The organism is Streptomyces mayonensis (assembly GCF_018982965.1).
In the GTDB taxonomy this organism is placed as follows: domain Bacteria; phylum Actinomycetota; class Actinomycetes; order Streptomycetales; family Streptomycetaceae; genus Streptomyces; species Streptomyces mayonensis.
The window spans coordinates 1-23,710 of sequence record NZ_JACBYP010000013.1; the positions used below are offsets into that span (position 1 = coordinate 1).

The following is a 23,710-nucleotide window of genomic DNA, read 5'->3' on the forward strand; positions in this document are numbered from 1 at the left end:
CCCACACACCACCCCCCGGACCCGCCACCCACACCACCCCGGAGGACAGACGCCCGTGCACGACACGACCGCCATGCTGATCGAACTGGGAGCGATCATCCTCGCCCTGGGGCTCCTCGGCCGCCTCGCGGGCCGGGTGGGCTTCTCGCCCATCCCCCTCTACCTGCTGGCCGGCCTGGCCTTCGGGCACGGCGGCATCCTGCCCCTCCAGGCCAGCGAGGAGTTCACCGCCACCGGCGCGGAGATCGGCGTCATCCTGCTGCTGCTCCTGCTCGGTCTGGAGTACAGCGCCTCCGAACTGGTCACCAACCTCAAGACCCAGTACCCCTCCGGCGCGGTCGACTTCGTACTCAACGCCGTCCCCGGTGCCGTCGCCGCGCTGATCCTCGGCTGGGGACCGGTGGCCGCCGTGGCGCTCGCGGGCGTCACCTGGATCTCGTCCTCCGGGGTGATCGCCAAAGTCCTCGGCGACCTCGGCCGGCTCGGCAACCGCGAAACCCCGGTGATCCTCGGCGTCCTCGTCATCGAGGACCTCGCCATGGCCGTCTACCTGCCGATCCTCACCGCACTGCTCGCGGGCGTGAGCCTGGCCGGCGGCACCGTCACCCTGCTGATCTCGCTGGGCACCGTCGGCGCCGTCCTCTACCTGGCGCTGCGCCACGGGCGCCTGATCAGCCGCGCGGTCTCGTCCGACAGTGCGGAGATGCTGCTGCTGGTCGTCCTCGGTCTCACCCTGCTCGTGGCGGGCCTCGCCCAGGAACTCCAGGTCTCCGCGGCGGTCGGCGCCTTCCTCGTCGGCATCGCGCTGTCCGGTGAGGTCGCCGAGGGCGCCAGCAGTCTGCTGACCCCGCTGCGCGACCTGTTCGCCGCCGTGTTCTTCGTCTTCTTCGGCCTGTCCACCGCACCCGCCGACATCCCGCCGGTGCTCGTGCCGGCCCTGCTCCTGGCCGTCGTCACCGCTCTCACCAAGGTCGCCACGGGCTGGTACGCGGCGCGCCGGGCCGGGGTCCAGGGTGCGGGCCGCTGGCGGGCGGGCGGCACCCTGGTCGCGCGGGGCGAGTTCTCGATCGTCATCGCGGGGCTCGCGGTGGGCGTCGAGCCCCGTATCGGCCCGCTGGCCACGGCGTACGTCCTGATCCTGGTCGTACTCGGCCCGCTGACGGCCCGCTTCACCGAGCCCCTCGCGCGCCGCATCACCCGCCGCCAGGGCCCGCACGCCCCGCCCGAGGCCGCCACCGACCCCGAGCCGACGCACGCCAACGCCTGAGCGGCCGGCGGCCGACGGCCGGGTCCGAACGGCCCGGCACGACGCGGAAGAGCCCCACAGGACCGGCGCTCCGGGTACTCCCGGCCCGGCCTGGTGCCTCCGGCCCGCGCGGCCCGCCTGGTGCTCCCGGCCCGCGTGGCCCGCCCGGGTGCTCCCGGCCCGCCCCGCGTTCCCGGGTGTCACTCCCGTCCGAGGATCTCCGCCGCCGTGTCGACACCCTCCCGCGTGCCGATGACGATCAGCGTGTCACCGCCGGCCAGCCGGAAGTCCGGCCCCGGCGACGGAAGGGCCTCGGCCCGCCGCAGCACGGCCACGATCGACACGCCGGTCTCGGTGCGCATGCGGGTGTCGCCCAGCAGGCGCCCGTTCCAGTACGACGTCGAGGACAGCCCGATCCGCTCGGCGACCAGCCCCAGCTCGGTCGTCGACAGCAGGCTCGGGCTGTGGTGGGCGGGCCGGAGCGCCTCGACGACCGCGGCCGCCTCACCCGCGTCCAGCCGTACCGCGAGCGCGCAGTCGTCGGGGTCGTCCTTGCGGTACGCGCTCAGCGTCCGCACCCCGTCCGGCTCGGCCACCACCGAGAGCTTCCGCCGCTCACGGGTGACGAGGTCGTAGCGCACCCCGATCCCCGGCAACGGCGTCCTGCTCGTACGCGCAGCCCCCACGGCCGCCTCCCTGTCTTTCCGGGCCTGTCCTTGGCAACCCGGGACACCCTAAGGGGCTGTGGCCGATTCCGCTCGGTCACCCCACTCTCATCCCGCTCTGTCCGCCCTGCCGCCTCCCTTGTCGGGCACGACGACGAGGCTGACGAGGTGGCGGACGCGGCCGTCGCCCGGGCTGTGTCCGGTACGACGGGCGACCACGTCCTCCAGTTCCGCGACCAGCTCGGCGAACTCCTCGTCGGTCAGCCAGACCGCGCCCTGCCGGTACAGGACGCCCTCGCGGGCGGGCTCGGTGTCGTCCCGGCCGAGATAGCGTTCGAAGTCGGCCATGAGGGCGCCGGTGAAGACGGTGAAGGCCTGCCGGTGGTCCTCCTTGGTCATGGCGGCGCGGGTGTCCTCGTCGACGAGGGCCTCTTCCTGGCGCACGCGGTAGCTGCGCTCGACGGTGCCGCGGACGCGTTTCTCGCTGCTCACCTCCAGGACGCCGGCCTCGGTGAGCGTGCCCACGTGCCGGTACATGGTGGCGGGGGAGACGTCGGGGAGCCGTTCGCGCAGCTGGGCGGTGGTCAGCTCACCGGCGCCGACCAGGGTCTGCAGGATGCGCATGCGGACGGGGTGCAGCAGGAGGTTCGGAGTAGGCATGTGACCTATGATCTCACATCTGATAACGTTCTCGTTGTTGAGAGCGATCGAGAGAGACCGAAAGAGGCGGAGCCTTGCCCGACATCGACATGACGGTCACCGCGGACGACGGAGCCCTGCTGGCCGGGACCCTGACCCTGCCGACCGGGCCGGGCCCGCACCCCGCCGTCGTCCTGCTGCACGGCTCCGGCCCCCTGGACCGCGACGGCAACGCCGGGAAGGTCCCCCTGAACCTCGGCCGCCCGCTGGCCGACGTGCTGGCCGCCGCGGGCGTCGCCACGCTGCGCTACGACCGCCGCGGCGTCGGCGCCACCCCCGGGAACTGGCAGGAGTCCGGCTTCACCGGCAACCGCGAGGACGCGTCCGCCGCCCTGCGGGCCCTGCGTGCCCACCCGGACGTGCGCGGCGCGTCCGTGGGGGTCGTCGGCCACAGCGAGGGCGCCCTGCACGGGATGGCCCTCGCCGCCCGGGGCGAGGCGGATGCGGCGGTACTGCTGGCCGGGTTCGCGAGTACGGGGGAGGAGGCCTTCCGGTGGCAGGCCGCCTCGGTCTTCCGGGGCCTGCCCGCCCCGGTCCGCCTCCTGCGCCGTCCGCTGGGCGCCCTGGGCGAGCGGATCCTGGCCCGCCTCAAGCGGACCACCACCGACGTGGCACGCGTCGGGGGCAAGCAGATCAACGCCCGCTGGATGCGCGAGATATTCGTCCACGACTCCCGTACCGACCTGGCCGCCATCACCGTCCCCGTCCTGGCCGTCACCGGCGACAAGGACATCCAGGTCGACCCCGCCGACCTCGACGTGGTGCGGCGCCTGGTGCCGGGCGCCGACACCGAGATCCGCCGCGCCCCCGACCTGACCCACCTGCTGCGCCGCGATCCCGGGCGGCCGACGATCCGCTCCTACAAGAAACTCCTGAGCCGGCCGGTCGACGCCGATCTGCTCGCCCGCGTCGCCGAGTGGCTCGGCGACCGCCTGCACGAGCCCGCCCCCGACCCGCGGGACGAGCGGCAGGCTACGCGCCCCTGATCCACCGGGCCCGAAGCGGCGCAGGTCACCGTCCCGGCGCCACGGCCCCACACCACGCGAACCTCCATGGCCGCTAGGCCACCCCACACCCGAAGGCTTGGCATGCTCGCTTCACGAAACACCGCACCCGGACCTGCCCCCGCACCGGGACCGGCCCCCACCACCTCCACCGCCGCCCCCGGCCGCAACTACCGCGCCGACCTGACCCTCTTCATGGTCATCGCCTTCGCCGTGAGCTGGCTCTCCTGGGGCACGGCGATCGCGCTCGGCGGCACGGAGACCAACGAGGCCGCCAACGCCCCCTACATGCTGGGCGCCTTCGGCCCGCTGATCGGCGCGCTGGTCGTCCGCGTCCGCCGCCGCCGGCGCGGCGAACCCGTCCCCGAGCACGTCGTCCGCTTCCGCGCGGCGCACCTGCTGAAGGCGCTGCTGCTACTGGTGCTGGGCGCGGCGACCGTGCTGCTCGCGGCCCTGCTGGCGAGCCGGGCGGGCGGCCCCGACCTGAGCCTGGACGTGGCGAAGGACACCGTCGAGGACTTCGGCGGACCCGCGGCGTTCCTCGTCGGCATGCTGGTCAGCGGCCCGCTGTCCGAGGAGCCGGGCTGGCGCGGCACCGCCTACCCGAGGCTCCGCGCGAGCATGGGCACCTTCCGGGTCTGCCTGATCCTCGGCGCCGTCTGGGCCGTCTGGCACCTCCCCCTGTTCTTCATCGACGGCACCGTCCAGCACGACCTGGGCCTCGCCACCCCCAGCGGCATCCTCTTCGTCGCCAGCAACATCCCGATGGCCATGCTCGTCACCGCCGCCTACGAACGGGCCGGCATCGTCGCCTCGATCGCCACGCACTTCGCGGTCAACATGACGATGATCCTGCTGGCCGTCGAGGCCCCGGAGGTCCAGGCGATGATCATCGGCATCCAGGCCCTCACGGTCACCGTCCTCCTCCTCACCCACCGCCGCCGGAGCCCGGCTCCTGCGGCGGGCTCATCAGGCCGTCCCAGTTCTCGAAATCACTGAAGTCCATGTTGGCGAGCCGCAGGTTGCAGTGCATCTCGTGCGGAGTGGACCGGGCCGCCACCCGGAAGGGCGGAGTGTCCTCCTCGGGGTCGGTGCTCACCGCGAGCAGTGTCGGCCCCGTGCCCCGCATGCCGGCGCGGTCGGCGAGGAAGACCACGGCCCAGCCGCACTCGTCCGACTCGTCCAGCTCATCCGGCTCGTCCGGCTGTTGTCCGTCCTCCGGCGCCGTGAGAGCGGTGAGGACGTCGGCGGGATCCGCGTCCGTCCACGACGGGTCCTCGACGAAGAGGATGTCCTCCTTGAGGCCGCCGTCCTCGTCGTTCCGGTCGAACACCCAGGGTTCGTCCAGGGCGGCCTTCAGCCGCTGCCAGGCCTCGTCGTCCCGGTAGTCGGTGCGGATCACCAGAATGGGCGGGGCGTCCTCGTCGGTCTTCGGCAGTACACGCATCACGGATCTTCTTTCAACTGGTGGCACGTCGGCCCGCGTTGACAGTGAGAAGAGCCTAGAGGCGGGGTCGGACAACGGGGTCGGGCAGTGAGTCGGACCGGCCCACGACCTCGGCGGGGCAGCCCGGGCGGGCGCCCGAGACCCGGCAGGGGCTGGCCATTCGGACCGGGAACCTGGCCGGTCGGCCGACGCGGAGCCCGGACGCACGGAACTAGCGTCTGACTCAGCACACGACCCCCCTGGATGCCCCACGGAGAGGAAGGCCCCCGATGAACGAGCGCAAGCCCGACCACCACGCCGGTGCGACCACCGAGTTCGAGAGGGACGTCTACAAGCTGCTGCTGGAGACGGTACGCACGGTCGCCAAGCAGGAGCGCGCGGACATCGGCACGGAGAGCCTGCTGAGCGCGCTCGTGTCGGACGACTGGGCCGCGGGTTCCGCGATCGCCCCCGGCATGCGCAAGGCCGGCTCGCTCGGCGGTTCGATCGGCGTCCGCGGCACCTCCGTGTGGGTCAGCGGCGACACGGCCAACGGCATCACGGGAACTCCCGAGGACGACCGGGACATCGACGCCCTCTGGCGCGAGGTCTGGCACGACGAGGTCAAGAGGCGGCGCTGGAAGAACCGCAAGAAGACGGAAGAGGAGCAGCTGAGCCTCGAACTCCCCCCGATCACCGGCGCACTCCGCGCCTGCCTGCACAAGGCGCTCGACATCGCACGGGAGGAGGGCAGCATCTCCGTGCACGTCCGCCATGTGGCGCGCGCACTGGTCGACCTGCCGGACACCCGGGCCCGCGAGGCCATGGTGGTGGAGAAGCTGGGCGTCTCCGCTGCCGCGACCGCGCTCGACGAGCTGCGGGGGAACGACGAAGTGCCGGAGCCCACCTCGGTGCTGCTGCTCCGCAAGACCGGCACCTTCGGCAAGAGCGGCAACCCGCTGAGCCGTAAGTTCTTCGCCTGGATCTTCGGCGGCGGCGCCGGGTTCGGCTCCGCGATGATCGGCGCGGTGCGTTCGGAGGAACAGCGGTCGGCCGTGCGGCGCGGGGCGGCGGAGTCGGCACCCGTCGACGTACTGATGGCCATGCTGGCGCTCGACCGCTCCCTCACCGTCGCGCAGCGCGAACTGCCCGAGAACCTGAGGGCCGAGAACCGCGGAGCGGAACTCCTGCACCGGCACGGCGCACGCCAGGACACCCTGGCCCGCGTACTGCTCCCCACCACCGGCCTCGCCGACGGCGCTCCGCCGGAGGTGGGCAGCGACAACGAGTTCGCCCGGCGCCTCCTGCACGTCACGGCGCTCACCGCCTCGGCCCACGGCGCACCCACGGTCGGCACGACCCACCTCCTGGCCGCCCTGCTGGACGAGTCCGGCACGGACGCGGAGTCCGTCGCGGAGATCGAGCGCGTCCTGACCGAATGCGGCGCGGACGTCGCCGCGCTGCGGGCAGAGCCCGAACTCCGGGCCCCGAACGGCTCGTCCCGGGCTGCCTGAACGGCTCAGTGGCGGGAGCGGCCGACCTTCAACTCGCCTATGAACCTCGCCCAGGAGCCGTGCTCGAAGCAGAGCACGGGTCCACCGGGGGCCTTGCTGTCACGGACGGGAACGACACCGGTGACTCCGTCGGCGACCTCGACGCAGTTGCCGCCCTCCTGATTGCTGTAGCTGCTCTTGCGCCAGGAGGTTCCGCTCGCATCACGGACGGGGACGACGGCCAGCAGCTCGGTGGCGACCTCGACGCAGTCGCCGCCCGCCTGATTGCTGTAGCTGCTCTTGTGCCAGACGACGTCGTTCAGATCGGGAAGGGACGTTCGCTTCACGGTGGTAGCCCTCCAACACGGATCGGATCATGTCGCGCGACATGACAGTGGGCAGAGCGTCCGCCCGCAGCCGATCGTAAGTCAACGAGAAGCGCTTGACCTCGGTTGGATCTTCGACGAGTTGGCCGTAATGCGCGCCCTCGGTGTAGACGGCATCCGAGCCGTCGGGCAGCGTCAACACGGTCAGTGATCCGCCCATCACGTCATGCTCTCCCTGCTCGAAGGGCAACACCTGCACCTTCGCAAGACGCGACTCCGCCACCTCCAGCAGTCGCCTCAACTGCCCCAGCATCACGAGTCGTCCCCCGACAGGGCGCCTGAGTACCGCCTCGTCGAGCACCACCCACAGCTCGGGGCGTTCGGGCGACCCGAGCCGGAGCTGCCGTGCCATACGTGCTGCGACCCGCTCCTCCAACTGTTCATCGCCGTCGAGCGTGATGCCGACGCTCAGCACCGCCCGCGCGTACGCTGCCGTCTGGAGCAGGCCAGGTACCAGATGCGCCGCATACTCGCGGACGGACACCGCCCGCTCCGAATGGGCGATGAACTTCCGCGACCAGTCGGGAAACGACTCCCGGTACACATACGGCCAGAGCTCCACCAGCAGGTTGTCGGCGCCCAGGACGTCGTCGAGTACCCGCGCCAGCTCCAGCGTGGGCTTCGCGCCGGAGGCCCGTTCGACCTGGGTGATCCGGCTGCTCACCACGTGGGCCTTGGCCCCGAGTTCGGCCTGTGTCAGCCCGGCCGCGATGCGCAACCTGCGTACCCGCAGCCCGAAGAGCGCCGCCACCGACTCACAGGGATCGATTTCCTTGGCCAAGACGTCACGTCCGTTCGTTACGGGCCGAAAGGTAAGGCTGTGCCCCCTTTCGAGAGTAGGGCGTCGGACTCCATCGTGAACGCGGAACGTAACGACTGGGCCACGCACCGCAGTAGCAGACGCCCCGGAAGACAAGGACGTACCGGCCGTGCTGACAGGAACGACGGGAACGACGCCCCCGGACTTCAGGGCGCAGTTCGCCTCCTCCCCGAGAGGGGCCCGGCTGGCCCGGCACCAGGCCGTGCGGCGCATGGAGGAGTGGGGACACGCGCGGTCGTCGGACGCGTCGTGTGCGGTGGCCCTGGTCGTGGGCGAGCTGACCGCCAACGCCGTGCAGCACGCCCACACCCTGGGCCGCACCTTCGGCCTCCGCCTCGCCCTGGAGGAGACGGCGGGCCTGGTCCGCGTCGAGGTGTCGGACGCCGCCGCGGACCGGAGGCCACCGGTCGTCCCGCCCTCCGCCTGCCCGGACGGGGAGTCGGGCCGGGGCCTGTTCCTGGTGGACGTCCTTGCCGCGAGCTGGGGTTGGGAACTGCGCCGCCCGCTGGGCAAGACGGTGTGGGCGGAGCTGCGGCTGGGAACGTGAGACGCGCGGGCACCGGCTCGCCCCCGTGCCTCCCCGGGCCTCAGCGGTCCTGCATGGCGTCGGCGATCCAGCCGTAGGGAAGAGCGTCGAGGTCCTGTCCGGCCGTGCCGTCGTTGATGATCCCCACCAGGGCGACGTACCGCCCGTGGGCCTCCTCGTACGACGGGCCGTCGGAGGCCGCCTCCTCCTCGGCGATCTGGCGGAGGAGAGCGGGTGTGCGCCGGTACCCGTCGGCCATCCGGTCCCGTACCTCGGGAGTGAGGGGCGTACCGGACAGCGCGTTCGCCGCCTCCATGAAACGGACGACGGCCCGCTGCGCCCGGGCGGACCGCGGCGACTCCCCGGCGCGGTGCGCGGCGAGCAACTCCTCCATGAGCGGTACGCCGTCCACGTGGATGAACTGCTGGAACGGCTCGCTCGTGATCGTCCGGGCCTCCGGCACGGAGTAGGCGTCGCTCAGGTAGGCGCGCACGGCTTCACGGAAGGACGTGTCCTGCACCAGGTCGCCCAACTCGATCCAGGCCTCGAGCTGAGCGGCCGAGGGGTCCTCGGAAAGGACGGGCCGCATGGTCCGCAACCGGTCGATGAACCCGTCGGGTACGTCGACGTGCTCGCCGACGTCGTTCCAGAAGTCGTCGATGACCTGTTCGCGCTCCTCGTCGGTCATGGACACCAGCCTGTGCATCAGGTCGGCCCGGGCGGCGCCGTCCCCCTGCTTGATCAGGGCCCGGAGCACCGCCCGCCGCGCCCGCAGAGCGCGTTCCTGGCCCTCCACGACGGCCAGGTGGGCGGTGAGCAGCCCGTGCAGCGTCGTCCCGCCCGCGAGCAGCCGCCGCACCTCGGCGAGATCAGTCCCCAACTCCCTCAGCGTCCGGACGAGTTCGAGACGGGCGACGGCGTCCACCCCGTACATCCGGTGTCCGGCCCGGGTCACCTCCGCGGGCTCGACGATCCCGCGGTCGGCGTAGAAGCGCACGGCGCTCACGCTCAGCCCGCTGCGCCGGGCGGCGTCTCCGATGGCAAACAACTCGGTGTCACTCATGCCGCCACTGTCGTGCCTCAACCCACTTGAGTGGCAAGCCGAGTGGCCCGCATCAAGAAGAACGCCGCCCGGACCCGGCCGCCACGCGGGGTACGCGGCGACCGGGCACCCGTACAACGGCCGGCGGCCGGGGCCGGTTCAACTGCCGGGCCGGGTACGTCAGCCGGCGTCGCGGTAGATCCGGCCGCCGGCGTTGGGTACCGCTCCGTCGTACAGGCCGACCGGACTGGTGCCGGTGGAGAGCGTGAACCAGGCGTAGCGCTCCACGAAGTCCAGGCCGTTCAGCATCTGCGTCGAGGCGGTGATGAAGCGGGTCTGCTCCTCCTCGCTCGGGTAGCGGGGTACGTCCTGCGTGTAGTCGATGAGGGCGTACTCGGTCAGCCACACCGGTTTGTGGTAGCGGTCGTGGACAGCCTGGAGGTAGTCGCGTAGCTGGCCGGCGGCGCCGGGGCCGAAGTCGGAGCCGTACCAGTGCAGCGGAATGAAGTCCACGCGCAGACCGCGCTCCTCGGCGCCGCGCATGAACCGGTCCAGCCAGCCGTCGGCGACATCGCCGCCACCGGCCACGGCGGGGGCACCCAGACGCAGGCCGGTGGCTTCCAGCCGGGGCCACAGGTCCAGGGCCTGCTCGGGCGTCATATTGGCCTGGTCCGCATGGTCCGGCTCGTTGAAGCCGAGCAGCGCGCTGCCCTGCTCGGCGGCCCGGCCCAGTTCGTCGTCGGTGACGGACCCGGGACCCCAGATCATCGGAACGTACTCGACGCCGTCCGGCCTGTTGACGCCGTCGGTGGACGAGGCCCAGTTGTAGTACCAGGACGCGCCGGAGTCGGCCAGCGCCTCGGAGGCGCCGTCGACGGGGTTGAGGCTGATGCCCTTGGGCGACGTGTCCGACGGCGGCTCCGCCGGGCCCTGCTGCGGTGGTTCGGGGGACGGCGCGGGGGGAACGAGCCGCGTGTGGCCGGAGCCGGACGAGGCGGCGGCGTCCTGACCGTATCCGTGGAAGGCGACGGTCAGGCCGGTGCACTCGGTGCACTGGTACATGACCTTGTTCCCCGGTTCGGCGTCCTGCTTGGACCAGGCGTACGCGGTGGGACACGTCTGGTTGATGGCGTCGCTGTAGGGCGTCTTGGCGTCCCGGTTCGGGTTGACGCACACCAGGGGGCGGCCCGTGGCCTCGTCCGTGACGAGGTTGTCGGCCGGGCAGCCGGCCAGCAGGTCCTCGACACAGCCGGCCGCCGCGCAGGCACCGGAGTCGGGCGGCGTCACATCGTCCGGGGTGATGGTGATGGGTGCCGAGACGGCGTTGACGTAGCTGACGTCGTACCAGGGTGCCAGGCCGTCCGCGGGGTCGAAGTTGAACTCGGCCAGCCCGGTGGGCTGTTCACCCGTCGTGCAGCGGTCGGCGTATGGTCCGCAGTCGCCGACGGCACAGTGGAAGGTGCTGCCCTCCTCACCGGTGCAGCCCTGGCGTGCGAAGAAGGTGCCGCGCCAGTGACCGGCGCCGGAGCGCTCGGGGATGGCGACGGTGGCGGACTGGCCCGGATCCAGCACCGGCAGCCCGGTGAGCGCGGCCGAGCCGTCGGCGTTGACGGTACTGCCGACCCAGATCCGGCTGTCCGTCCCGTTCTGCAGGGTCACGGTGTGCTCCGCGTTTCCGGCCTCCGCGGCCGGTTCCCCCTTGAGGCTCACGTTGTCGGAGCGTTGGTCCTGGATCATCAGGGCGGTGCCGGTCACACCGACGACGACCAGGAGCAACGCCAGGAGTAATGACGTGCGTCTGCGCATGGATCGTGCCTCTCCATCGGGCTCGCGCGGATAGTGCGGATCTTCACGTGGACTCGTTGCGGCGCCCGTCACGGTGCCCGTAACGGCGTCCGCGCGGGAACGACGGATGAGCGGAACCTCCGGTTCACCGTTCACGCTCACCGCTTCGCCCGAGCCCGAGCCCGAGCCCGAGTCCGAGCCCGAGCCCGAATCCGAGTCTGCGCCGGGTTGAACCGTGCGCCGGAGCCGCCCGTTGTGTCTCGTGCGGGCAGCTCGTGCGGTGCAGAGAGAGGACGACCATGGCCGACCGCCCTCGCGCCTCCGGCGAAAGGAAGCGGCTGACCAAGCCGATGGGCCCGGCCGACCTGGCCTCGGAACTGCTCGATACGGAATGGGCCCTGAGTAAGAGTCGCCAGTCTCCGCAGACGACGCAGGAACCAGACATATTGAAACAACTGTGGCGATTCCTGCGAAACGCCTGGCGTAGTGTCACGGGCCGCCCCGGGAGCGGGTACGAGCAAGTGGGCGACGGTCCTTACGGGGCCGGGCAGGCGGTGGCCGGCCCCGGCTCATGGGGGAGCGAGCCCAAACCGGCGCAGTACCAGGACCCGAAGCTGGACAGGCTGCGGGAGATCATCGAGACCAGGAAGCGCCAGTCCGCCACCAAACACCAGGCTTTCAGGGACGCGCTCCTGAAACAGCTGTCGTCCGGCAAGTGGAAGAAGAGGTGGGACAGCTCTCGCCAGAGCATGCCGCTCGTCGCCATGTACGTCGACGAGCGGAAGGACGTACGGCGTAAGAGCGAGGTTCCCCGGGCGCAGCCGGCAGCATCCCGGATCGACCGAATCGAAGCAAACCAGATGTACGACGGCCAGGGCTTCACGGCGGCCGAGCGCCTGCGCCGAAAGCGCATCACTGCCCCTTCACCGGTGCCGTCGCGCCCGTCAACCCCCCTGAACCCGCCGGAGCCGCGGGCACCGGGAGGGCCCGAGCAGCAGCGTGCGAGCCTCCTGGACTCCTCACCTCCTGACTCCTTGGCGGGGCTCCCGGCGCTGGAACCGGGACAGCCGGTGGACAATCGGCCGGACACCGCCCGCTGGGCACGCGCGACACCCGGTCGGGGCCACGCCGCCCAGGGCGCCGACACGGCCCCGCGCGAGCAGTTGCACCAGCCCCGGAGCGCCACGCCCGTGGCCGACCACGCGCCCACACCGCCGGTAAGTCCCGAGAGCCCGTTGATCCGCCCGGGCGGGCTCGACGGGCCGCACCGGGCAGCCGATTCCCGGCAGGGGGAGCGGCCTGAGAAGGACGACTGGACTCCCGTTCCGGTGGGGACCACCCACCGGCCGGTTCGGAAAGGTCCGTCGCGGTGAGTCGTTCTGGCAATGCTGCCTGAGGGATTTTCGATCCGTGCGCCTCTGCACCGTCATCCGACCGAGTAGTGCCGCGCACACGGCACACCGCGCACACGACGCACCGCGCCCCGCACACGCCAGTGACCGCCCGCGAGCTGCCTCGGTCGCGGGCGGTCACCGTCGTACGCGTGCCCTCAGTCCGCCGCGTACACCGCGTCGATGGGGCGCCCGCGCAGGGCCGAGCGGGTGGGCAGGCTGATCGACAGCCAGCCCAGCAGGGCGACGAAGGCCACGATGCCGGCCCAGGCCAGCGGCTCGACGTACGGGATCGGCTGGCCCGTCGTGCCCAGGGCGGCGCCCACCGCCGGTGGGATGGCGATGGCGATCCCGACGACGACCGCGGTGAGGATCACCACCCAGGACTCCAGGAACATCATCCGCTGGGTCTGCTGCTTGCTGGTGCCGATCAGCCGCAGCATGCCGAACTCGCGGCTGCGGCCCGTCGTCGCCATGACCAGGGTGTTCACCACGGCGATGAGGACGTAGAGGATCAGCAGCGCGTTGGCGATCAGGCTCGTCCAGGACTGCTGGGTGAACTCCCCCTGCTGGACGGCGCCGAACTCGTCCGAACTCTGCACCACGAGACCGGGGGTCGCGCCGGCCAGTTCCGCCAGCCCGGCCTCCACCTGCCCGTCGGCACCGCCGCCACCGTCCGCGCCGCTGACCAGCAGTGCCGCGTCCTGCTGGTTCGCGGTGTGCTCGGTCACCATCGAGTGCGGGAGGGTGACGTCGCCGAAGCCGAGGCCCTTGCCGTAGAGGGCGACGACCTTCAGCTTCTTCTGGGTCCCGTCGCCGAGGTCCACCTCGGCGGTGTCACCGACGTCCAGCCGCGCGGTGTCGGCGGCGATCTGGCTGAGCGCCACGGTGTCGCCCCGCAGCTCGTCCATGCTGCCCTCGCGCACGTCCAGGTCGAGCGTGCGGTCCAGGTCCCGCGGCTCCAGGCCCTGCGCGCTGAAGGGGTTGGTGACCGGCTTGTCGATCTCGACGTAGGTGATCAGCACCTGCGAACGGGCCACCGGCGTGACGGTGCCGACACCGTCGACGGCGCGGACCTTCTGCGCCAGGTCGGTGGAGAGTCCCGTGGTCCCACTGGTGATCACGTGGTCGGCGACGACACCGGTCGCCGCCTGCTCCTTCGCCGTCACCTCGACCGTGTTCAGCATCGACAGCTGCATCAGCGCCATCGCGGTGCCCAGCGCCAGCGGCACGACCGCGCTGCTGAGCCTGCGCGCGTTGGCGTTGCTGTTGGCCGCGGCCAGGTAGCCGCTCACCTTGGACCGCATCAGCAGCGGCGTCAGCAGCCGGGTCGTCTTCTGCACCAGGATGGGGCTGATCAGCGCGCTGCCCACCATGAGCAGCACCAGCGATCCGCCGGCCCCGGCGATCGCCAGCTGGCCCGGGATCAGCACCGGCAGCACGATCGACGTCACCAGGCCCAGCCCGAGCAGGCCCAGGGCGACGGCCTTGCGGGTCCTGCCCAACTCGCCCTTCTCCACCTGGGACTCGCTCAGCGCCTCCACCGGCTTGATCCTGGCGATCCGGTAGGCCGAGATGAACCCGGCCAGCAGCGCGCCCAGTACGGACAGCAGCACGGCGGCGACGGCCGGCAGCGGGTTGAACGACAGCTCGAAGTCGTGCGGCAGCACCCCGGCGCGCGCGAAGGCGTCCCGCAGCAGACCCGCCACCAGGAAGCCGGGCGCCGCGCCCAGCACCGCACCGGCGGCCCCCACCAGCAGCACCTCGCTGCCGATCAGCTTGTGCACCTGCCGCGGCGTGGCCGCGATGGCGCGCAGCATGGCCAGTTCCCGACGGCGCTGGTGGATGACCAGGCCGAGGGTCGAGGAGACGACGAAGACGACGACACCCAGCGCCGTCCCGCCGAAGGACGCGGACAGCAGGACGAGGAAGCTGCGGGACTGGCCGACGTCGAGGAACTCCAGGTCGCCGAACCCGTCACCGGTGTAGGTGACGACCTCGGTGCCGCTGACGGCAGCCTCGATCTTCCCGGCGAGTTCCCCCGCGTCGACCCCGTCCTCGCCCAGGACGCCGATGGCGGTCAGCCGGTCGGGCCGCTGGGAGAGGTCGGCGGCCTGCGCGTCGGTGAAGAACGCGGCCGACTGCCGGTCCAGGCCGTTCGCGGGCGCGTCGACCAGGCCGACGACCTTGTAGGCCTGCGGCGTCGTCCCGACCGAGAGCCGTACGGTGTCCCCGACCTTCAGTCCGGCCGTGCGGGCGAGCCCGGCGTCCAGCACCGTCTCCCCGGCGCCGCCCGGCCTGCCGCCCTCGGCCAGCTCGAAGGGGCCCAGCGCGGCCGAGGACCAGCCGTGGCCGTAGAGCGGGTGCTCCAGCGGCACGGGCTCCCCCCGCTCACTGCCGTCGTCCTTCTGCGCGGTCATCTCGACGGTGTGGTCGCGTACGACCTTGTCGACGCCGTCGACGCGGGAGATCTGCTCGGCCACCGACGCCGGCACGGTGACGCGCTCGGCGTAGTACGGGTCGAAGTCCTCCTTGACGTCCTTGGTCTGCCGGCCGCCGACCATCACGGTCGCACCCGCGTACCGCTCGGGGGCGACGCCCGAGAGCAGCCCGGACGTGAACAGCACGCCGCAGGCGGTGATGACGGCCGAGCCGCAGACCATGGCGATGAAGGCGGCTATGAACCCGCCCTTGCGGTTCTTGATGGTGCTCCATGCGATGTCGAACACGTCAGCCGCCTCACCAGTTGCCGAGGTGCGTCATGTGCTCGGCGACCTCGGCCGGCGAGGGCTTGTAGAGCCGGCCCGCCAGCTGCCCGTCGGCCAGGAACAGCACCGTGTCGGCGTAGGAGGCGGCGACCGGGTCGTGGGTCACCATCAGCACGGTCTGGCCTATCTCGTCCACGATCTGCCGGAACAGCTTGAGGACCTCCTGGCTGGTGCGGGTGTCCAGTGCGCCGGTCGGCTCGTCGGCCAGCAGCGCGTCGGGCCGGGTCGCCAGGGCGCGGGCGATCGCGACGCGCTGCTGCTGGCCGCCGGAGAGCTGGTTGGGCCGGCGGTCGACGTACTCGCTCATCCCGACCCGGGTCAGCACCTCGCGCAGCCAGGCCTCGTCCACGGTCATGTCCGCGAGCCGCGCGACGAGCGTGACGTTCTGCTGGACCGTCAGCGCCGACATCAGGTTGTACGCCTGGAAGACGTACCCGATCCGCTCCCGCCGTACGGCCGTCAGCTCCGCCTCCTTCAGACCGGACAGCTCCGTGTCCCCGAGGAAGACCCGGCCGTCGGTCGGCTGGTCGAGCCCGGCGATGCAGTGCAGGAAGGTGCTCTTGCCGGAACCGGAGGGCCCCATGACAGCGGTGAAGGTGCCGCGCGGGACCTCCAAGGAGATCCCCCGCAGCGCGGTGACGGCGTTCTGCCCTTCGCCGTACGTTTTCGTGACGGAGTCCAGCCTCATGGCCGCCGTCCGCGTACCCACTGTCATGTCCACTCGCCCTTCCGATTGTTGACAGCTTCACCGTAGAGGGAGGCGGAACGGGGCCACGAACCACCTGGGGCCCATATCGGGGGTGGGGCCAGGTACACCGTCCGTCCGACGGCGCCGGACGGGGAGCCCACTTACCCGGCGCCAGGTGACGAGGACGACGAGGACGACGAAGACGAAGAGGGCGACGAGGGCGACGAAGACGAAGAGGAGGAGGACGACGAGGAAGAGGAGGACGACGGGGCCAGGAGGTCGACGCCGCACAGGGCGGCGAGCTCTCCGGCGACGGCCGTGAGCGGCGCCCGCAGCCCGGCCAGGTCGGCGCGCATGTCGGTGGAGCGCTTCCACCGCCGTTCGTGCTCCACCGGGCTGACGTCCGGCGGGCGGGCGGCCTCGTGTTCCTGGAGTGCCGGATGCCACGTGGTGAGGAAGGGACGCAGATGCGTGTTGATCAACCGCGCGGCGACGGCGGGCAGGGTCAGCGGGGTCGCGGTCTCGGTCGCCACCCGGTGGAGCACGTCGCGTGTCGTGGCGAACAGGGAGTGCAGGGACGCCAGCGCCTCGCGCAGCGAGCCGTGCTCCTCGGGGAGCGGCTGGACACCGACCCGGGTGACCAGCTCGACCTGGAGATCGAAGGCTGCGGCCCGCTCCAGAGGGCTGCCGCGACGGGCGACGGGTGACGTGGCGGGTGGGGCGGGCGTGGCCGGCGGGGCGGCGTGCGAGGCCCGGCCCTCGGCGGGCCCCACCCCGACCGGCCGGACCGGCCGACCGCTGCTGACGGGCTGTTCACCGACGGGCTGTTGGGTAACCGGCTGTTGGCTGGCCGGCTGTTGGCTGACCGGCTGTCGGCTGCTCGGCTGTTCGCTGACCGGTCGGCCGCTGACGGTCCAGGCGCCCGCCGGCCGGCCCGGGGCCGGGTGCCCGGTGGCGGGCCGGCCGTCCGGGACGAGCGAGTGCAGGAGGAGCCGGCGCAGGTCCTCCTGACGGGCCACGTCCGTGTCGTGCCGGTGCACGGCCCGGGCGAGCAACGGGTGGACGGTCCAGGACCGCTCCCGAGGCGGTTCGTCGCGCAGCGCGCCGGAGCCGCGCAGCGCCTCCACGGCCTCGGAGACGAGGCCTGCCACGTCCCACGGGTCGTAGGGCCCGACGGACGACAGCACGTTCTCCAGTGCGGTCTGGGACAGTGGTGCCGGGCAGGCGAGGGCGAGCAGCCGCAGCACGTCGTCGGCCGGATCGGCGCCGGAGAGCGCCCTGGGCAGCAGGGCCGTCGCGAGCGGACGCCGCCCCGGCCCGCCGCTGCCGGACGCGGCACGCCCGGCCAGCACGTCCGTGCCGCGCGTGTGCAACCGGTTGCGTACGTCGGCGAAGTCACCGGTGACCGTCAGACCGGCGAGCAGCTCCAGCGCCTCCGGGTGCCCGCCGACGTCCCGTACGAGCGCGAGCGCGGCGGCGCGGTCCATGTCGCCGAGGGGCGCGCGCCGCGAGGTGAGCAGGCGGTAGCCGTCGGCGTCCGACAACGGAGCGAGGTCGAGGCACTCCGCGAAGGCGTCGTAGCGCTGGGACCGGGTGGTGACCAGGGTGGCCGTGAGCATGTGGGGGCCGCGCAGGAGCGTGAGCTGGTCCGGGGCGAGACCGTCGGGGACACCGTCCACCACCCACAGGCAGGGCAGGTTGCGCTGCCCCAGCGCCACCGCCAGGTGGCTGAGCAGCCCCGGCAGGGACGTCGGCGCCGAGGTGGCCACCCGCAGCGCCGCCAGCACGGTGGAGACCTGCTCCGCGTAGGACTCCATCGCTTCCGCGGGCGCCCCCTCGTAGGCGTGGAGGTCGAACCAGAAGACGCCGCCGGGGAAGGCCGACCCGAAGTGCAGGGCGTACTCCTGCGCCAGCAGCGACTTGCCCAGACCGGGCATGCCGCGGACCTGGGCGCCGCGCCCGCCGCCGGTCCCGGCGACCAGTGGGGCACGGTGGCGGTGCAGGGCCGTGTGAATGCGCCACTGCTCGGCCAGACGGCCGGTGAAGCGGAGCGAACCCGTGCGGGCCGGCGCGGGCAGCCACGGCACGGGCGGCGCGTCCGCCGCGTCCGCCGCATCGCCCATGAGCGTGCCGACGGTCTCCACGTACTCGGCCACCCGCGCGGCGAGCAGGTCCAGCGCCTCCGGAGTGGCGGGCCACGGCCAGTGGCGGGCGTCCCGCAGCTCGACCGGGTGGACGTGGTCGGAGCCGGACTCGGGGTTGACCACGAGCGTCCGCCGGCGCGGATCACCCTCGCGCTGCCCGGTCAGATAGGCGTAGGTCAGCTCCCACTGGCACGCCCGCCGCTGCGGGTAGTCCTCCGAATACAGGGCGAGCAGGATCCGGGAGTGGGCGAGCCCCCGGGTGATGGTCGCGGTGATGGACGCGAAGTCGTCCACGGCCGTGTCGTCGACGAACACCCGCAGGCCGCGCCCCTGGAGCGCGGGGACCAGGTCACCGACGCGACCGGCGTCGGACCGGCTGTAACTGACGAAGACGTCCCAATCCGGCCCGGAGGCTTCGGACCCCGTCATCTCCGCCTCCCCGCGGACACCTCAGTCGACGGGCCGCGCCGCCCTTCGCGACCACTGAAAAAACGCCGGGGGGGGGGTGCGCAGATCGCCGCCCCACCACTACCCGCCCCACCACAACCCGGCAGGCCGAGCGCCCGCACGATGATGACCGTCACTCTGCCATCATGCGACACGGCCCTCACTGCCCGACGCCATCACCCCTGCTCCTCGGCACGGCCGGCCGAACCGACCCCGAAGCGGCCTGCGCCGACTGCGGGGAGCCTGGGGTGCTCGGGGAGCCCGGGGAGCCCGGGGACTGCGGAGACCGCCCCGAGGGCCGCAGGTGCCGCTCCGGATCACGGATACCGGCAATCTCCCCAAGCCCGACGACGTAGGGCCGCAGCCGCCCCTGCAACTGCCGCAGCTCTTCACGGAACGCGGCGTTGTGCGGCCACTCGGACTCGTCCTGACCGGGATGACGCTCCTCGAACTCCTTCAGGCTGGGATGCCACTTGGCCAGAAACGGAGCGAGCTCGAAATTCAGCACGTCCAGGGCCAGTTCGTAGACCGAGTCCCCTCTGGCGGGAGGCGGCGGGGTCGTGTGCCCCTCCAGAGGCTCACGATAAAGATCGAACAGCGTCTTCAGAGAGGTGAGCGCTTCCCGCAGATTGCCGCTGCCGTCCTCCAGCGGACGGGTGGCCACCCGGGTCGCGGCCTGGAAGAACATCCGCTGCGCGGCCTGGCGCATGTCCGTCTTGGTGGTGAAGGACATCTCGTTGCCGAGAAGCTGCAGACGCACCTCGGTCAGCTGGGCGGACCTGCGATACAGCTCCAGCCCCAGCACGACGCCCACCCCGATGAGACACCCCACGATGACCGACAGACGCTGCCCACCGGTCTGGCTGATCGAGTACGCGGCGATACCGACCACGCTGCCGGTGACCCCCGCCAGCACAACCCGCAACACCATCCGCAACACGCCGCCCCCTCCCACCCGCGCTCCACCTCACGCTCACGACTCACAGTCACACGAACTGCCCCCACCACTCTAGGCATTGGCGGCCCCGGCACCCCAGAAGTCGGCCACCGCCCTCCCGTACCCACGGAGCCACCGTCCGCGCGTCCGCCACGAGCCGCACGTCATCGAGGCCGACGCTCAGCCGACCGCACGCAGGCGCTCCCCGACGAGGTGGTCCCGGCAACTGCGGCAGTGCCCCGGTCCCTGGGCGCGGAAGGCGCGCTCGCAGCCGTCGCAGGTCTGGAACGGCAGCACGGCCGGACGCTCGACGGCCGGTGGCAGAGGCGCCGGGGGCGGCACGGGCAGAGGTGTCTCCCGCAGGCGGAAGGCGAGGAAGCTCGCAGGCCGGGCCCGGAAGCGGTCGGGAAGCCGTACGGTCAGCAGCTCGGTGATCTCGCGCGCGCCCACTCCGGCCGCCAGCCACTCGGCCACGGCAGGCGCCAAGCGGGCGGCCTCCGGTGCGGACAGGACGAGACGGGCATCGACCCGACGCAGGGCGGTCAGCACGGCGACCGCCTCCGGATCGGCGTCGGAGAGCCCCGGGGCCGGACTCTCGGCCACCTCGGGCACCTCGGCCACCTCGGGCACCTCGAAACCGGGAGCGGGCGCCACCTCACGCAGCGCCGAAGCCGTCTCTTGGACGACGGGCTGCCGTACCGGCTGCCGTACCCGGGGCCGGGGCGGTTTCGGCGGCACGGGCGGGTCGCTGGGACCGTCGTCACCGGGGACGTCGTAGAAGTACGTGCGAGTGCGGATCTGCCCAGAGGCCAGCCGCTCCCGGCGACGCTCGAGGTACCCGGCGGCTTCCAACTCCCGCAGCGCGCGCGAGATCAGGATCTCGCCCTCGCTGAAGTGCGCGCACAGGGCGGCGATGGTCACGGGGGCGCCGGTGGGCAGCGACAGGATGTACACGGCCACGCCGACCGTGACCGCGCTGCCGCGCCGCTGGGCGAGGGCGTTGGAGACCACCGTGAAGTCGGCGATGAGCCGGGTGCGTACGTGGATCACACCGGAGGTCGGTGCTCCGGCGCCGGCGCGCAGGCGCGCGTTAGACTGCGAGTCAGCCATCGGGAAGCTCTTCTCTTCCTTGATCGGTTAGGCCCTCGTCCGGGACTGCGAATCCCAGCCGGGGGCCGCTCTGTTGCGGGTCGGTGACGCTCTGTTGCGGTGAACGTAACGGCCCGAATCCCGCACCCGCAAGCCAGTCACCCGCACGAGTGACACGCGCGCACCGGCGCGGGGAGGGTGGGCGGGCGGGTAGTTCTTTCTCCGGTTCTTTGGGGAGGTCAGCGTCCCACCGGCACCTGGCGAACGAGACACCGGCGGCCCCGGGCAACCGCCGTCGACCAGCGCCCGGTTGACTCAGCCCCGGCGTCTACTGCCCTTGCCCCCCGCTCAGCGGATCCCGGCACGTCTGTAGCCCACCCAGAACCGGCCGCCGGCCTGCCCGAGCACCTCGTCGACGGCGGTCACGAGAGGCTCCGCTCTTCCGCTCAGTACCTCCTGCAGACCGTGATGGAGACGTGCACCGAGCCCTGGTGCGGCCGCATCGAGGCGGCGTCCCAGCCACTTCCCACCGCCGTCCCAGGTTCCGGCGACCGCCAGCGCCAGCTCACCGGTCCGGCGGACCAGTTCGGTCGCGATGAACAGACGCTCGCTCTGGTCGTCGCTTCCCGCGAGGTCGTCGAGGAGATCGGTGATCACGTAACGGCGATCGTCGATCTCTTCCGCCGACGCCGGGGGCGGCCCGGCTGCGGTCAGCTTGCGGGCGTGCGCGGCGAGGCGCGCTCCGAGCCCGTCGGTGTCGAACAGCAGCAGCCCGGCGGCACACATCCACAGCAGCGGCGACCGGCGCACGGGCAACTCCCGGTCGATGTAGGCGTGCCACGTCGCTTCGGTGTGCACGAACATCTCCACCGGCCAGTCGGCGTACTGGAGGCTCTCACGGTAGGGGGCGGGGTCCCCGTGGAGCAGCACCACCACGTCCAGATCCGACGTCGCCGTACGCCGGCCCGTGGCGACGCTCCCGCCCAGGAACGCGGTGCGCGCTTCGGGGTGCTGTTCCTGTACAACGGCGCGTGCGGCCTCGATGGCATCCATGTGCCAACTCTCAGCGCCGGCCCCGCCGAGCGCACGCCCTTTTCCGTCCTGCTTCCCTCCTGCCACGGAATCTCACCCTCGGGGAAGGAACGGTCCCATGGCACTCGGGAACAGGGCCCCGGCCCGGCCCGCCCGCAGAACGCCCTTCCGAGGTTGGGCTATCGTGTGCGGGGAGTATGAGCAGGCACATGGTCTGTTGAGTCTCAGCCCGGGAGAATCCAGCCGATGGCGAGGCAGCTACGCGCCGAGCGGACCCGCACGACGATATTCGGTGCGGCGGCCGACCTGTTCGACCGCCAGGGCTACGAGTCGACCAGCCTGAGCGAGATCGTCGCCCACGCCGGAGTCACCAAGGGCGCCCTGTACTTCCACTTCGCGGCGAAGGAAGACCTCGCCCACGCCATCATGGAGATGCAGTCCCGTACCTTCCGCCGACTGGCGAAGGACCTGGACGGGCGAGGCTACTCCTCGCTGGAGGCGCTGATGCGCCTCACGTTCGGTATGGCCCAGGTCTACGAGGAGGGGCCGGTGCTGCGGGCCGGAATGCGGCTCGCCACCGCAGGAGTACCAGTGCGGCCGCCCCTGCCGCACCCCTTCACCGAGTGGCGGGAGATTGCCACGTCACGGCTGCTGAACGCGGTACAGCAGTCGGATGTGCACTCGGACATCGATGTCGACTCCATCGCCCACACCCTCGTCTCCTCCGTCGTCGGCACCTGCGTCGTGGGCGGCACTCTCGAACCGGCTGGACGCCGGCCCCGCCGCCTCGCGGAGATGTGGCACCTCCGGATCCGGGGCATGGTCCCGGTGACCCGGCGCGCCCGCTACCTCACCCTCGCGGCCCGCTTGGAACAGGAGACCGCCGCGGCCCCGGTCCGGTGACGTCCAGCCGACGGGACGTCGGCGCGGGCAAGGACCGGCCCAACGCACCGCTCGGGCCCGGCCGATGACGCGACCGCCTCGAGCCACGTACCACCTTCGTCCCACCCCGGCCGGGCCCCTTCGGATGCGCTGCCCGCCTACAGCTGGGCCGATGCGAAGCCCGTCAGCAGGACGGCGGTGCCGCCGATCTCACCGATGATCAGAGCCTCGCGTGCACCGCGCAGGCTGGGCTTCAGGTCACGCATCTGGTTGTCGGTCCTGGCCTGGATGCCGAGTCGTACGTAGTTCGAGACCGTCACGATGAACATGCCGATGATCGCTGCTGCGGCGGCGACGTTCACTGCGCCGGGCCAGCCGGAGAACTGGACGAGCGGTGCCACGATGGCCGAGGTCGCGAAGGAATACATCAGTCCGGCGTTATGGGCGACGTTGACGTAGCGGTGTGCCGTTCCGTCCGGGGACGCTATCGACTGCTGCCATTTCCACACCCCGAGGACCAGCGACGCTATGAAGATCAGTCCGGCAGCGAAGAGGACCCAGGCGGTCTCCTGGCGGATCATTGTGCTCCTCCGAATGATGCCGGAAGCCGCCCGCCTGTCGAGGCCGGACGACTTCGGGCGCTATCGACGTAGGCTGCCCCGGGTGCTGAGCAGTGAGCGACGCCGCCCCTACGGCCGCGCGGCGGCTCTCGGTCCGGGGGCGGGACGCAGAACGACGGCGTTCGCCCGAAGGCAGGTTAGCGGTGAGCTGGTCTGCACGGTCTTCCTCCACCCCACCCCCCGCCGGCAGGCGCTGCACGGTACGGATCACCCGCCGGCACCGACACTGACCGTGCCTGACCTGCTATTCCTCTGTCGGGGCGCCAGAGGACCGGCGCCTCGTGCGCACCCTGCAGCGAGTGAGGGAGGCAGCGCCGATCCCCATGCTGGAGATTCGCTGGGGAGATCAAGCGAGCGGCGGTCGGGCCGTGGAGGTGACCGCAGCCGCGCTGGATTGAGACGAACTGACTGGGCAGCTCAGCGAGGCACATAACGCCTTGAAGGCATTCATCCGGAGCACCATGCGGATCAGAGAAGGGTGCCCGCGGTTTGGAGACCGGCAGCGTCGGCGGGATCCGGTTCTAGTGCTACATGGTCAAGGATTTCCTGCCTATCTCCACGGAGGTCAGCTGCCCCTGCTGCCGCACGAGGCGGGTCCGGAGGCAGGGGCCCGCGTCCCG

At 71.8% G+C, this 23,710-nt stretch carries 21 protein-coding genes; 7 read left to right on the forward strand and 14 right to left on the reverse strand.

Translation table 11 applies throughout. The annotated features are described in order from the left end of the window. The first annotated feature begins 55 nt into the window (after nucleotides 1–55). Entirely contained in the window at nucleotides 56–1,267 is a 1,212-nt protein-coding gene (locus tag HZS56_RS07290) for a cation:proton antiporter (protein ID WP_216719866.1), read from the forward strand. A gap of 179 nt (nucleotides 1,268–1,446) precedes the next feature. On the opposite strand, the gene HZS56_RS07295 is transcribed toward HZS56_RS07290, so the two are convergent. Together HZS56_RS07295 and HZS56_RS07300 are read right to left on the reverse strand one after the other, a co-directional pair. Further along, nucleotides 1,447–1,932 carry a cation:proton antiporter regulatory subunit gene (locus HZS56_RS07295; protein ID WP_216719867.1) on the reverse strand — a complete coding sequence of 162 codons (486 nt, stop codon included), beginning with the start codon at nucleotides 1,930–1,932 and terminating at the stop codon, nucleotides 1,447–1,449. 87 nt (nucleotides 1,933–2,019) lie between these two features. Then, entirely contained in the window at nucleotides 2,020–2,571 is a 552-nt protein-coding gene (locus tag HZS56_RS07300; protein ID WP_216719868.1) for a helix-turn-helix domain-containing protein, read from the reverse strand. Between the two features lie 74 nt (nucleotides 2,572–2,645). Here HZS56_RS07300 and HZS56_RS07305 point away from each other — a divergent pair, with 74 nt between their 5' ends. Together HZS56_RS07305 and HZS56_RS07310 are read left to right on the forward strand one after the other, a co-directional pair. Beyond that, nucleotides 2,646–3,596: an alpha/beta hydrolase family protein gene (locus HZS56_RS07305; protein WP_216719869.1), complete on the forward strand. Its 951-nt coding sequence runs from the start codon at nucleotides 2,646–2,648 to the stop codon at nucleotides 3,594–3,596. Between the two features lie 102 nt (nucleotides 3,597–3,698). Further along, nucleotides 3,699–4,613 (forward strand): CPBP family intramembrane glutamic endopeptidase, encoded by a 915-nt coding sequence (locus tag HZS56_RS07310; RefSeq protein WP_253913871.1) that lies wholly within the window; start codon nucleotides 3,699–3,701, stop codon nucleotides 4,611–4,613. On the opposite strand, the gene HZS56_RS07315 is transcribed toward HZS56_RS07310, so the two are convergent. Next, nucleotides 4,543–5,061 carry a DUF6924 domain-containing protein gene (locus HZS56_RS07315; protein ID WP_216719870.1) on the reverse strand — a complete coding sequence of 173 codons (519 nt, stop codon included), beginning with the start codon at nucleotides 5,059–5,061 and terminating at the stop codon, nucleotides 4,543–4,545. The genes HZS56_RS07310 and HZS56_RS07315 overlap by 71 nt on opposite strands. A 269-nt stretch (nucleotides 5,062–5,330) precedes the next feature. On the opposite strand from HZS56_RS07315, the gene HZS56_RS07320 reads away from it, so the two are divergent. Continuing rightward, a complete protein-coding gene (locus HZS56_RS07320) occupies nucleotides 5,331–6,554 on the forward strand; it encodes a Clp protease N-terminal domain-containing protein (RefSeq protein WP_216719871.1) in 1,224 nt (407 codons plus the stop codon). Nucleotides 6,555–6,559: 5 nt separating this feature from the next. Here the strand turns inward: HZS56_RS07320 and HZS56_RS07325 are convergent, their stop codons facing one another. Both HZS56_RS07325 and HZS56_RS07330 read right to left on the reverse strand, forming a co-directional pair. Then, the gene (locus HZS56_RS07325; protein ID WP_216719942.1) at nucleotides 6,560–6,856 is read right to left on the reverse strand and encodes a DUF397 domain-containing protein; all 297 of its coding nucleotides are present in this window, start codon (nucleotides 6,854–6,856) and stop codon (nucleotides 6,560–6,562) included. Continuing rightward, nucleotides 6,756–7,670 (reverse strand): helix-turn-helix domain-containing protein, encoded by a 915-nt coding sequence (locus HZS56_RS07330; RefSeq protein WP_216719941.1) that lies wholly within the window; start codon nucleotides 7,668–7,670, stop codon nucleotides 6,756–6,758. Before HZS56_RS07330 ends, HZS56_RS07325 begins: the two co-directional genes overlap by 101 nt. Nucleotides 7,671–7,848: 178 nt before the next feature. On the opposite strand from HZS56_RS07330, the gene HZS56_RS07335 reads away from it, so the two are divergent. Then, entirely contained in the window at nucleotides 7,849–8,286 is a 438-nt protein-coding gene (locus HZS56_RS07335) for an ATP-binding protein (RefSeq protein WP_216719872.1), read from the forward strand. A gap of 40 nt (nucleotides 8,287–8,326) precedes the next feature. Here the strand turns inward: HZS56_RS07335 and HZS56_RS07340 are convergent, their stop codons facing one another. Together HZS56_RS07340 and HZS56_RS07345 are read right to left on the reverse strand one after the other, a co-directional pair. Then, the gene (locus HZS56_RS07340) at nucleotides 8,327–9,328 is read right to left on the reverse strand and encodes a helix-turn-helix domain-containing protein (RefSeq protein ID WP_216719873.1); all 1,002 of its coding nucleotides are present in this window, start codon (nucleotides 9,326–9,328) and stop codon (nucleotides 8,327–8,329) included. 159 nt (nucleotides 9,329–9,487) lie between these two features. After that, a complete protein-coding gene (locus tag HZS56_RS07345) occupies nucleotides 9,488–11,113 on the reverse strand; it encodes a glycosyl hydrolase (protein WP_216719874.1) in 1,626 nt (541 codons plus the stop codon). Nucleotides 11,114–11,391: 278 nt separating this feature from the next. Between HZS56_RS07345 and HZS56_RS07350 the strand changes: the two genes are divergently transcribed. Continuing rightward, nucleotides 11,392–12,465 carry a hypothetical protein gene (locus HZS56_RS07350; RefSeq protein WP_216719875.1) on the forward strand — a complete coding sequence of 358 codons (1,074 nt, stop codon included), beginning with the start codon at nucleotides 11,392–11,394 and terminating at the stop codon, nucleotides 12,463–12,465. Nucleotides 12,466–12,641: 176 nt separating this feature from the next. On the opposite strand, the gene HZS56_RS38040 is transcribed toward HZS56_RS07350, so the two are convergent. From HZS56_RS38040 to HZS56_RS07380, 6 genes are all read right to left on the reverse strand, one after another. Beyond that, nucleotides 12,642–15,212 (reverse strand): ABC transporter permease, encoded by a 2,571-nt coding sequence (locus tag HZS56_RS38040; protein ID WP_216719876.1) that lies wholly within the window; start codon nucleotides 15,210–15,212, stop codon nucleotides 12,642–12,644. A 10-nt stretch (nucleotides 15,213–15,222) separates the two neighbouring features. After that, on the reverse strand, nucleotides 15,223–15,939 hold the full coding sequence (locus HZS56_RS07360; protein WP_374201098.1) for an ABC transporter ATP-binding protein: 717 nt from the start codon (nucleotides 15,937–15,939) through the stop codon (nucleotides 15,223–15,225). Nucleotides 15,940–16,100: 161 nt separating this feature from the next. Then, nucleotides 16,101–18,512, reverse strand: a complete 2,412-nt coding sequence (locus HZS56_RS07365; RefSeq protein ID WP_253913873.1) for a TIR domain-containing protein — start codon at nucleotides 18,510–18,512, stop codon at nucleotides 16,101–16,103. A 178-nt stretch (nucleotides 18,513–18,690) separates the two neighbouring features. Next, nucleotides 18,691–19,470 carry an MAGE family protein gene (locus HZS56_RS07370; protein WP_216719878.1) on the reverse strand — a complete coding sequence of 260 codons (780 nt, stop codon included), beginning with the start codon at nucleotides 19,468–19,470 and terminating at the stop codon, nucleotides 18,691–18,693. A gap of 177 nt (nucleotides 19,471–19,647) precedes the next feature. Beyond that, the gene (locus tag HZS56_RS07375; RefSeq protein ID WP_216719879.1) at nucleotides 19,648–20,577 is read right to left on the reverse strand and encodes a hypothetical protein; all 930 of its coding nucleotides are present in this window, start codon (nucleotides 20,575–20,577) and stop codon (nucleotides 19,648–19,650) included. 327 nt (nucleotides 20,578–20,904) lie between these two features. Then, the gene (locus HZS56_RS07380) at nucleotides 20,905–21,609 is read right to left on the reverse strand and encodes a nucleotidyltransferase domain-containing protein (protein WP_216719880.1); all 705 of its coding nucleotides are present in this window, start codon (nucleotides 21,607–21,609) and stop codon (nucleotides 20,905–20,907) included. A 225-nt stretch (nucleotides 21,610–21,834) separates the two neighbouring features. Between HZS56_RS07380 and HZS56_RS07385 the strand changes: the two genes are divergently transcribed. Continuing rightward, nucleotides 21,835–22,491 carry a ScbR family autoregulator-binding transcription factor gene (locus HZS56_RS07385; RefSeq protein ID WP_216719881.1) on the forward strand — a complete coding sequence of 219 codons (657 nt, stop codon included), beginning with the start codon at nucleotides 21,835–21,837 and terminating at the stop codon, nucleotides 22,489–22,491. A gap of 137 nt (nucleotides 22,492–22,628) precedes the next feature. Here the strand turns inward: HZS56_RS07385 and HZS56_RS07390 are convergent, their stop codons facing one another. Next, on the reverse strand, nucleotides 22,629–23,051 hold the full coding sequence (locus HZS56_RS07390) for a hypothetical protein (RefSeq protein WP_216719882.1): 423 nt from the start codon (nucleotides 23,049–23,051) through the stop codon (nucleotides 22,629–22,631). Between the last annotated feature and the right edge of the window lie 659 nt (nucleotides 23,052–23,710).

Excerpts from the sequence above, each read along its gene's own strand:
- HZS56_RS07315 (WP_216719870.1), bottom strand. The coding sequence starts at position 5,061 with ATGCGTGTACTGCCGAAGACCGACGAGGACGCCCCGCCCATTCTGGTG.
- HZS56_RS07300 (WP_216719868.1), bottom strand. The coding sequence starts at position 2,571 with ATGCCTACTCCGAACCTCCTGCTGCACCCCGTCCGCATGCGCATCCTG.
- HZS56_RS07360 (WP_374201098.1), bottom strand. The coding sequence starts at position 15,939 with ATGAGGCTGGACTCCGTCACGAAAACGTACGGCGAAGGGCAGAACGCC.
- HZS56_RS07320 (WP_216719871.1), top strand. The coding sequence starts at position 5,331 with ATGAACGAGCGCAAGCCCGACCACCACGCCGGTGCGACCACCGAGTTC.
- HZS56_RS07375 (WP_216719879.1), bottom strand. The coding sequence starts at position 20,577 with ATGGCTGACTCGCAGTCTAACGCGCGCCTGCGCGCCGGCGCCGGAGCA.
- HZS56_RS07390 (WP_216719882.1), bottom strand. The coding sequence starts at position 23,051 with ATGATCCGCCAGGAGACCGCCTGGGTCCTCTTCGCTGCCGGACTGATC.
- HZS56_RS07380 (WP_216719880.1), bottom strand. The coding sequence starts at position 21,609 with ATGGATGCCATCGAGGCCGCACGCGCCGTTGTACAGGAACAGCACCCC.
- HZS56_RS07365 (WP_253913873.1), bottom strand. The coding sequence starts at position 18,512 with ATGACGGGGTCCGAAGCCTCCGGGCCGGATTGGGACGTCTTCGTCAGT.
- HZS56_RS07385 (WP_216719881.1), top strand. The coding sequence starts at position 21,835 with ATGGCGAGGCAGCTACGCGCCGAGCGGACCCGCACGACGATATTCGGT.
- HZS56_RS07310 (WP_253913871.1), top strand. The coding sequence starts at position 3,699 with ATGCTCGCTTCACGAAACACCGCACCCGGACCTGCCCCCGCACCGGGA.
- HZS56_RS07350 (WP_216719875.1), top strand. The coding sequence starts at position 11,392 with ATGGCCGACCGCCCTCGCGCCTCCGGCGAAAGGAAGCGGCTGACCAAG.
- HZS56_RS07345 (WP_216719874.1), bottom strand. The coding sequence starts at position 11,113 with ATGCGCAGACGCACGTCATTACTCCTGGCGTTGCTCCTGGTCGTCGTC.
- HZS56_RS07340 (WP_216719873.1), bottom strand. The coding sequence starts at position 9,328 with ATGAGTGACACCGAGTTGTTTGCCATCGGAGACGCCGCCCGGCGCAGC.